The sequence below is a fragment of the Pseudomonas zanjanensis genome (genome assembly GCF_014268745.2).
Lineage (GTDB): Bacteria > Pseudomonadota > Gammaproteobacteria > Pseudomonadales > Pseudomonadaceae > Aquipseudomonas > Aquipseudomonas zanjanensis.
This window is the reverse complement of the sequence record NZ_JABWRB020000014.1, coordinates 1-9,371: the sequence shown is the minus strand read 5'-3', so window position 1 is coordinate 9,371 and position 9,371 is coordinate 1. Positions and strand designations below refer to the sequence as shown.

Genomic DNA, 9,371 nt, shown 5'->3' with positions numbered 1-9,371 from the left:
CCAGGGCCTGCGCTACGACGAGCAACTGATCTCCAGATGTTTGCCCCATTCCGGCGGGCGCTCGGCGTAGCTGTCCATGCCCGGTTGTTCTTCAAATGGGTGACTCAAGACGGTGTGCAGGCGGCGGACTTCGTCGTAGTTGCCTGATTCGGCGGCGTCGATGGCTTTCTGTGCCAGGTAGTTGCGCAGCACGTACAGCGGGTTGACGGCGTGCATGCGGGCGCGGCGTTGGTCTTGATCGACGGGGCCTTCGCGGTTGACGCGGGCGGTATAGAGCTCGCCCCAGGCGTCGAAGCCCTTGAGGTCGACGAAGTCGTCGCGCAGGGTGGCAATGGCGTGCTCGGGCGCCTGGTCGCCGAGTCGACGGAAGAACAGGCTGTAGTCGACGCCGCTGTTCTGCATCAGTTGCAGCAGGCGTTCCACCAGTTTCTGGTCATCCTCTTCGGCGACGGTCAAACCGAGGCGGCGGCGCATCAAGTCCAGGTAGTGAGCCTGGTACAGCGGCAAGTACAGCCCGAGGGTCTCACGCAGCGCGTCGACGCTGATGAAAGGGGTCAAGGCCTGGGCCAGGGCGCTGAGGTTCCACTGGCCGATGGGCACCTGGTTGCTGAATGAATAGCGGCCCTGGTCATCGGAGTGGTTGCAGATGAAGTTGGCGTCGAAGTCATCGAGGAAGGCGAACGGCCCGAAGTCGAAGGTGATGCCCAGGATCGACATGTTGTCGGTGTTCATCACGCCGTGGCAGAAACCGTAGGCCTGCCATTTGGCAATCAGCTCGGCGTTGCGCTCGACGATTTCGCGGTACATCGCCAGGTACGGCTCCGGCTGCTCACGGCACTCGGCAAAATGCAGGTTCAAGACGTGCTCGGCGAGGGCTGCGTGCAGTTCGGGTTTCTTGGTGTAGTAGAAATATTCGAAATGGCCGAAACGCACATGGCTCGGCGCCAGGCGCAGCACCATGGCGGCGCGCTCCTGTTTTTCGCGCCACACGGGGGTGTCCGAGCCGATCACGCACAAGGCGCGAGTGGTGGGGATGCCCAGGGCGTGCAAGGCCTCCGAGGCGAGGAATTCGCGGATCGAGGAGCGCAGCACCGCGCGCCCGTCGCCCATGCGTGAAAACGGCGTCTGGCCGGCGCCCTTGAGGTGCAGGTCCCAGTGCTCGCCGGCCTCGTTGTACACCTCGCCCAGCAGCAACCCGCGGCCATCACCCAATTGCGGGTTGTAATGCCCGAACTGATGCCCCGAATACACCATCGCCCGAGGCTCGGTTTCAGCCCAGAGCTTGTGGCCGCCGAAGATCTCGGCGAACAGCGGTGCGTCGGCTTCAGCGGGGTCGAGGTCCAGCAACGCCATGGCCGCCGGGCTGGCGACCACCAGCCGTGGATTGTCGATGGGCTCGGGCAGCACGTGGGCCGAGAAACCGTCGCCCAGGCGGGCGAAGCGGTTATCGAAGGTCAGCGTTTCCAGCGTTTTCATGGCCTTCTCCGGCGGGACGCTCGCAGGCAACCCGCAATCAGTCGAGTGTGCCTTGCGGCGGCTCAGGCACCGGCTTGATGCTGGCGACAGCCGAGGGCACGGGCGGAATGGTCTTTTTGTCGGGCTCGGCAGGCACCAGCTTGTATTCCTGGCCTTGCAGGTTCTTCAGATAGATTTCCATCTGCCGGAAGGAGATGTTGATGTGCTCCTTCTTGAATTCCCGGTTGATGAAGCGATTGATCTCGTCCAGCACCGGGTTGCGGTCGCCCAGGTCGCGTACGTGCATGCGCAGTTCATGGTCCAGTGTGCTTTCACCGAAGTTCAGGAAGTACACGATGGGCTCTGGCTCCTTCAGCACGCGCGGGTTGTCGCGGGCGGCCTTGAGCAGCAGTTCGCGCACTCGGTCGAGGTCCGAGCCATAGTCCACGCCCAGCTTCAGGGTCACGCGGGTCACGGTGTCGGTCAGCGACCAGTTGATCAGTTGCCCGGTGATGAAGGTCTTGTTCGGGACAATGATGTCCTTGCGATCGAAGTCGGTGATGGTGGTCGCGCGAATGCGGATCTTGCTGACCGTGCCCGACAGGTTGCCGATGGTGATGGTGTCGCCGATGCGCACCGGGCGCTCGAACAGGATCATGATGCCGGAGATGAAGTTGGCGAAGATCTCCTGCATGCCGAAACCCAGGCCTACCGACAGTGCCGCCACCAGCCATTGCAGCTTGTCCCAGCTCACGCCCAGGGTAGAGAGCGTAGTGACGAAACCGACGCCGGCGATGACGTAGGACAACAGCGTGGTGGTCGCGTAAGCGCTGCCTTGGGCAAGGTTGAGCTTTGACAGCACGAACACTTCCAGCAAGCCCGGCAGGTTGCGTGCCAGGGCGAAGGTAATGCCGATGATGATCAGCGCGCCGAGCATGTCACCAATGCTGATGGGCACCATGCTCATGTTGACGCCGGTACCGCTGGTGTACTCGTAGAGGGTGATGTTGTCCAGGTACGAGAACACGCTGATCAGGTCCGACCAGACCCAATACAACGCGGCCATGAAGCCGCCGAGCAGGGCGAGGCGGATCAGGCGCAGGGATTGCTCGTTGACCTTCTCGATATCCAGGGTCGGCTCTTCGACCACCGCTTCGCCGTCGCCGGCTTCCTTGGCCGCCTGGCGCTTGGCCAGGGCGCGCTGGTAGGCCAGGCGCCGCGCCGCGACCGACAGGCCGCGCACGAAGGTGGCTTCGATCACCAGCCAGAACATCAGCAGGTACAAGGTATTGATCAGTCGGTCGCTGAGTTTCAGCGCGGTGTAGTAGTAGCCGAAGCACACCGCCACGAACAGGGCGATCGGCAGCGCGGTGAACAGCACCCCGACGGCCTTGCGAAACAGCGAAGTGTTCTTGTGCGTCGGACTGCTCAGCAACAGGCGACTGAGCAGCCACGCCATCAGCGCGTAGCAGGTCAGCACCACCGGCATGCCGAGCACGTCATCGGCCAAGGTCGAAGGTTGCAACTCGGCCACGGCCACCACGGCCACCAGCGCCAGTACCACCAGCCCGAGCCGGCGAATCCAGCCTTGGAGGAATTCGACCTGGGGTTTCTCCCAACGGAAATGCAACTCGGCCACGCCGCCTGGCGCCAGCACCCGATAGGCGGTGTAGAACACCAGCCAGGCCTGGCCGATCTGCAGCAGCGCCGCGCCGAGGTTGGCGTTCTGGCCGCGTGCGTCGATCTGCAAGGCATAACCGCAGAGGGTCAGTGCCAGGGCTACCGGCATGGCCAGCAGGATGTTGATCAGGATCGCCTGGGGCGTGTGCCACTGGCTGTCGCGCTTGAAGTGGCCGACGTCCTGGTGAACCTTGTTCAAGCGGGCATAGAGATTCTTGCGCCGCCACAGCAGCACGCCGATCAGCAGCACCAGGGGCAGGAACAGCAACGGGCGTTGGGTCAGGCCATCGGCCAGTTCACTGAGGCTCGACGCCCAAGGCAGCGAGTCGATCTGTTTCTCCAGGCGCGTCGGCACGGCACGCATCCATTCGAAATCCAGCGGCTTGTTGCTGGGAATCCAGAACATCTGCTCTTCAAGCGTCGCCCGCAGGTTCTGGGCGGTGCTGAGCAGTTGCTTCTGGTTGAGCTGCAAGGTGATGGATTCGTTGAGTACCGCGCTCAACTCCCGGTTCAGGCGCTCCAGCAGGTCGACGCGGGTCAGTGCCAGCTCCAGCAAGGTCTTGCGCAGTTGCGGCGTGGCTTGTTCCGAGGGTTGCGAGGCCAGCAGGTTGTCGACATAGGCACTGGGGTTGTTCAGCAGCTCACGTTGTTGGCTGACTTCGAACTGGTACAGGCGGATGTCGGCGATCTGGTCGGCCAGGGTCTGGTCCAGCTTCAGGCGCGGCAGGGTCTGGCGCTGCTTGTAGAGAATCTTGGAGAGCAGCAGGCTGCCCTTGAGCACGCTGATTTGCTCGTCCAGGGCCGCGTCGGTCTGGGTCACGCTGTCCAGCAGTTGCTTGGTCTGCAGGTTCTGCTGGGTGACTTCGTTGAGGCGGTCGGTGCTCTTGAGCAGGTAGTCGGAGAGCTTCAGGTTGGCTGAGCTTTCGGTCGCCAGCAAGCTGCTGCCACCGGCCTTCTGGGCTTCGATGGACTGCTGGGTCACTGTCTCCTGGGACTGGGCCAGGCGCTTCTGGTTGATCAGGTTCTGCAGGTCCTGGATTTCCTGCTCCATGCGGGCGATTTTTTCCATCAGCAGATCGTGCTGGCCGTTGCCCAGGTCCTGCAGTTGGCTGTTGCCGGCCAGTTCCTGGCGGCGCAGCGGGATCAGTGCATTGAGTGCCGCCAACTCGGCGTTGAGCTGGTCGCGCTGCTCGGCGCTGAGGGCCTTGCCGGCGTCTCGCCCGGCCTTGAGAATCGTGTTGATCTGCTGGATGCGGGTCTGGCTGGTGGAGATTTCCGCCTGGGCGCGCTCGGGGCGGGTCTGGGCGGTGATGACCAGGCTGTTGGCATCGGCCAGGGCTTTTTGCAGGTCGCTCTGCTGGGTGGAGCGCTCCGTGAGCATTTGTTCGAGCTGGGGAATCGGCAGGTTGGCATAGCGTTGCGCTACCGGCACCACCGTGGTGCCCTTGAGCCGCGCCAGTTCGCGCTGGTTCTCGATGTTCTGCTTGGGCGCCGTGGCCAGTTGCTGTTTGAGCGCCTGCAGCTTCTGTTCGTAATCAGCCTTGTTGTTGAGCTGGGTCAGCGTGTTCTGCAAGACGGCCTGCAGGGCTTTCTGATCAGCCTCCGGGAGCTTGCGGTCGCCGATCTTGTCCAGGCTGGCCTGTACCGAGGCACTGGTGGGCGGCTCGGCGGCGTGCACCGTGCAGATGGAAAGGCTCAGGCCGAGCAGGGCAATGGCGAAAAAGGAGCGCAGGGTAGGCATAGAGACCGGTCAAGCAAGTGAGAGTGGGAGCAGTTTAGAGGAACAAGCCGGGACCCGGGCGACTTCCTTCGGGGAATCTGACGCCCACTTTGCCGATCTTGTTCCCGTCCATGGCCGCGACGGTCCACAGGGTATTGTTCCAGTCCACTTGGTCGCCGACTACTGGCGCACCGCCCACTTTCTGGGCAATGAAGCGGCCCAGGGTCATGTCTGGATCGATGCCGTCCAGCTTCAACCCGTAGAGTGCGGCAACCGCGGCCAGCTGGGCGTCTCCTTCGAGTACGAAGTCGCCGAAGAAGCGCAAATCCAGGCCTCGTTGCGGTGCCTGGCTGAACAGTTTTCCCAGGGCTGGCAAATCGTGTTCATGGCCGATAACACACAGCAAATCATCGACTTCCAGCACCGTACTACCCGACGGATGGAGCAATTGCTGGCCACGAAACAGGGCCGCGATGCGGGTTCCATCGGGCATTTTCAGGTCCCGCAGGGGCGAGCCGATGCACCATTTTTCCTTGCCCAGGCGATAGATGAACAGCTCCCACTCGCTGGTGACGTGCACTTCCAGCGCGGCCCGGGAAATCGGCAGTGGCTCGGGCGGGACGGTCACATGCAACAACTTGGCGACCCACGGCAAGCTCGTGCCCTGCACCAGCAGCGAGACCAGCACGATAAAAAATGCCAGGTTGAAATAGAGCTGCGCCTGGGGCAGGCCGGCCATCAGCGGGAACACCGCCAGGATGATCGGCACCGCGCCGCGCAGCCCGACCCAGGAGATAAACGCTTTTTCACGACCATGGAACGCCTTGAACGGCAGCAGGCCGACCATGACCGACAGCGGGCGGGCAAACAGGATCATCCACAACGCCAGCCCCAGGGCCGGCAGGGCGATCGGCAACAGGTCGTGGGGCGTGACCAGCAGCCCCAGCACCAGGAACATGCCGATCTGCGCCAGCCATGCCATGCCATCGAGCATGTGCAGGATGCCATGGCGGCTGCGCACCGGACGGTTGCCCAGTACCAGGCCGCACAGGTACACCGCCAGGAAGCCACTGCCGTGCAGGGCGTTGGTCAGGGCGAACACGGCCAGGCCGCCGCTGATAACCAGGATCGGGTAGAGCCCGTTGGCCAGGTTGATGCGGTTGACCATCTGCAGCATGAGCCAGCCACCGCCCAGGCCGATCACGGCGCCAATCCCGAACTCTTGCACCAGATGCCCCAACAAGCTCCAGTGCAGGCCGGTTTCACCGCTGGACAGCATGCCGATCAAGGTGACGGTGAGGAACACCGCCATGGGGTCGTTGCTGCCGGACTCGATTTCCAGGGTGGCGCTGACCCGTTCGTTCAGGCCTTTGCCGCCCAGCAGCGAGAACACCGCTGCGGCGTCGGTGGAGCCGACGATGGCGCCGATCAACAAGCCCTGCATCAAATTGAGGTCAAACAGCCACGCCGCCGCCAGGCCGGTCAGTCCGGTGGTAATCAACACCCCTACCGTCGCCAGCGACAACGCCGGCCACAGCGCCACGCGAAAGCTCGACACCCGCGTACGCAAGCCGCCATCGAGCAGGATGACCGCCAACGCGAGGTTGCCGACCAGATAGGCCGTGGCGTAGTTATCGAAAAGAATACCGGCGCCGTCGACACCGGCCGCCATGCCCACGGCCAGGATGATCACCAGGATCGGAATGCCCAGGCGGGACGAAAGAGAACTCACCAGGATGCTCGCACCTACCAGCAACGCGCCGATCAAGAACAGGCTGTTGATGGTCGTTGCAGTCAAAGGCGTTACTCCGGGAGAACTGAAGGACGGGCGCAAACTGACCATGCAGTCTGCGTGCCAGCGATTCTAACCTGTTGAAATGTGATGCTGTCAAAAAAGGTTTGGGAGATCGGGTTCTGGGTGCAGCCTTTGTGGCGAGGGAGCTTGCTCCCGCTCGGCTGCGAAGCAGTCGTCGCTTTTCAGGACGGGGCCGCTGCGCGTCCCAGCGGGAGCAAGCTCCCTCGCCACAAAAGCCGGATAGTTGATCGCCCACATTTGGTGAGCGATCAACAACTGCGCGGATTAAAGGCTGAACCGCCCAACCATGCTGTTCAGGTCCACGGCCAGACGCGACAGTTCGGCACTGGCGGCACTGGTCTGGTTGGCACCGGTGGCCGATTGCACCGACAGGTCGCGGATGTTCACCAGGTTGCGGTCCACTTCACGGGCCACCTGGGCCTGTTCTTCGGCGGCGCTGGCGATCACCAGGTTGCGTTCGTTGATCTCGACGATGGCGCTGTTGATTGTGTCCAGGGACATGCCGGCGCCGCGGGCGATGTTCAGCGTCGATTCGGCGCGTTCGGTGCTGTTGCGCATCGAATCCACGGCCTGTTCGGTGCCGCTCTGGATGCTGCCGATCATGCGTTCGATTTCGCTGGTCGACTGCTGGGTGCGGTGGGCCAGGGCGCGGACTTCGTCGGCGACCACGGCAAAGCCTCGTCCGGCCTCACCGGCGCGAGCGGCTTCGATGGCGGCGTTCAGTGCCAGCAGGTTGGTCTGGTCGGCCAGGCCGCGGATCACATCCAGAACCTTGCCGATATCCCGGGACTCGTTGGCCAGGTTGCCGATCAACGAGGCTGTGCTTTGTACGTCGGCGCTCATGCGTTCGATGGCGCCGACGGTTTCCTGCACCAGGTCGCGGCCGTCGCCAGCGGACGTAGTGGCGTTCCTGGACGCTTCCGACGTGCTGACGGCGTTGCGCGCGACTTCTTCCACGGCGCTGGTCATTTCGTTGACCGCCGTGGCGGCCTGCTCGATTTCGTTGTTCTGCTGGGTCAGGCCACGGGCGCTTTCGTCGGTGACGCTGTTGAGTTCTTCAGCGGCGGACGCCAGTTGCGTGGCCGAGCCGGAGATCCGCTGCAGGGTGTCGCGCAGTTTGTCCTGCATGGTCGACATCGCCCGCAGCAGGCGGCCGGCTTCGTCGCTGCCGTCCACGGTGATCGGCCGGGTCAGGTTGCCCTTGGCGATTTCCTCGGCGGCATCCAATGCGTTGGCGATCGGCTTGGTGATGCTGTTGGTCAGCAGCCAGGCGAACAGCACGGTCAGGCCGGTGGCGATGACCAGCAGGGTGACGACCCAGTTGAACGCGGCCGAATATTGTTGCGCCGCGTTTTTATTGAATGCTTCCGCTTGCTGGTTGTTGATGTCTGTCAAACGAGCCAGCACTGCGTTGATGGCGTCGGAATTGCTCATCAGCTCGGTGTTGAGCAGCGCTTGCAGTTCGTTGACCTGATTGTTGCGCGACAGGGTTTTCATCCGCTCTTCGAGCTGGCGGTACTGATTGAGCAACTGCACATACTGCTCATACGCGGCCCGTTCTTCAGGAGCGCTGATGAGTTTTTCATAGGCAACCTGTGCGGCGCGGACCTGCTGGTTGCGCTGCTCGAACAGATCCAGGGTTTTTTGCTGGGTATCCGCTTCGCGGTTGGTCAGCAGGCGATAGGACAACACGCGCAAACGCAGGGTGAGCTGGGTGAACTCGTTCAGGGCCTTGATACTGGGCACGCTGTTCTGGGCGATGTTGTCGCCAGACACGCGAATCTTATTCATCTGTGTCAGGGCAAACACCCCAAGGGCCAGCATCAGGGCGCCGATCAGGGCAAACCCCAGAAACGCCCGCGGCGCGATGTTCATATTACGTAGGGACATGGAAGTTACCGTGAAGAAGCGCGTCCGTGCGGGGCTGTGACTGGTTTCACTGACTTATCGGTCTGGCGACCGAAGTCTTGAGCGGCGTGCGTGCTTTTGTCGCAGTGCAGCAGTCGCCGTGCGACGAAGGGTAGGAACCAGATGCTTGAATCACAGTCTCTACAGCTCGCGAGCGAAGCACCGCCCCGTGTAAAGCGTGGCATCGGCGGTGACTTTTCTTTATCGTACGCGCCCCTTGGAAAAGCCTGGAAATCAATATGTTGGAAGCATCCCTCAGCCAACTGGAGCAACTGGTCAATGACCTGGTGCAACAGAACCTGCACCTCACCGGCCTGAACGAAACCCTGAGCGCCGAACTTGCCAAGGCCAAGGATGAAAACGAAAGCCTGCAACTGAGCCTGATGGAACAGGAAGAACTGCACGGCGCCACCGCGGCCCGCATCCAGGCCCTGATCGAGCGCGCCAGCGCCGGTCCTGTCAGCGCATGAAGCACGGCGCCGACGGGGTGACTGTCATCTCGATCCTGGGAGAAGACTATTCAATCAAAGCGCCGGCCGGGCAGGAACAGGCCCTGCTGGACGCCGCTTCGATGCTCAAGGCCGCACTGGCCGATACCAAAAGGAAATACCCGACGCTGATCGGTGATCGCCTGCTGGTATTGGCGGCGATGAACCTGTGTTCGCAGCAGATGGAAATGCAGAAGCAGCATCAAGCGGAACTCGACCGTTACCAAGAGCAAGTCAGCGCCACGGTCGAGGTGATTGCCAAGACGATTCAGCAGGTCTGACCAAGGTCTGGCAGTGAGCTAAT

Annotated in this window: 5 protein-coding genes and 2 pseudogenes; 2 read left to right on the top strand and 5 right to left on the bottom strand. The window is 62.4% G+C overall.

The window, feature by feature from the left end; translation table 11 throughout:
* Positions 1 to 12: 12 nt before the first annotated feature.
* The 5 genes and pseudogenes from selO to HU715_RS27760 form a co-directional block, all read right to left on the bottom strand.
* Positions 13 to 1,476: a protein adenylyltransferase SelO gene (gene selO / locus HU715_RS27170; protein ID WP_186706035.1), complete on the bottom strand. Its 1,464-nt coding sequence runs from the start codon at positions 1,474 to 1,476 to the stop codon at positions 13 to 15.
* 37 nt (positions 1,477 to 1,513) lie between these two features.
* Positions 1,514 to 4,876: a mechanosensitive channel MscK gene (gene mscK / locus HU715_RS27165; RefSeq protein WP_186706034.1), complete on the bottom strand. Its 3,363-nt coding sequence runs from the start codon at positions 4,874 to 4,876 to the stop codon at positions 1,514 to 1,516.
* A gap of 34 nt (positions 4,877 to 4,910) precedes the next feature.
* Positions 4,911 to 6,653, bottom strand: a complete 1,743-nt coding sequence (locus tag HU715_RS27160) for a potassium/proton antiporter (protein ID WP_186706033.1) — start codon at positions 6,651 to 6,653, stop codon at positions 4,911 to 4,913.
* A gap of 282 nt (positions 6,654 to 6,935) precedes the next feature.
* A pseudogene (locus tag HU715_RS27765) lies at positions 6,936 to 7,535 on the bottom strand (methyl-accepting chemotaxis protein); the annotation flags it as partial.
* A gap of 303 nt (positions 7,536 to 7,838) precedes the next feature.
* Positions 7,839 to 8,495 (bottom strand): annotated as a pseudogene (locus tag HU715_RS27760) (MCP four helix bundle domain-containing protein); the annotation flags it as partial.
* A 323-nt stretch (positions 8,496 to 8,818) separates the two neighbouring features.
* Between HU715_RS27760 and HU715_RS27150 the strand changes: the two are divergent.
* A complete protein-coding gene (locus HU715_RS27150) occupies positions 8,819 to 9,049 on the top strand; it encodes a hypothetical protein (protein WP_186706031.1) in 231 nt (76 codons plus the stop codon).
* Complete coding sequence (locus tag HU715_RS27145; protein WP_186706030.1) at positions 9,046 to 9,348, top strand: cell division protein ZapA; 303 nt, start codon at positions 9,046 to 9,048, stop codon at positions 9,346 to 9,348. The genes HU715_RS27150 and HU715_RS27145 overlap by 4 nt, the downstream gene beginning before the upstream one ends.
* Positions 9,349 to 9,371 lie beyond the last annotated feature (23 nt).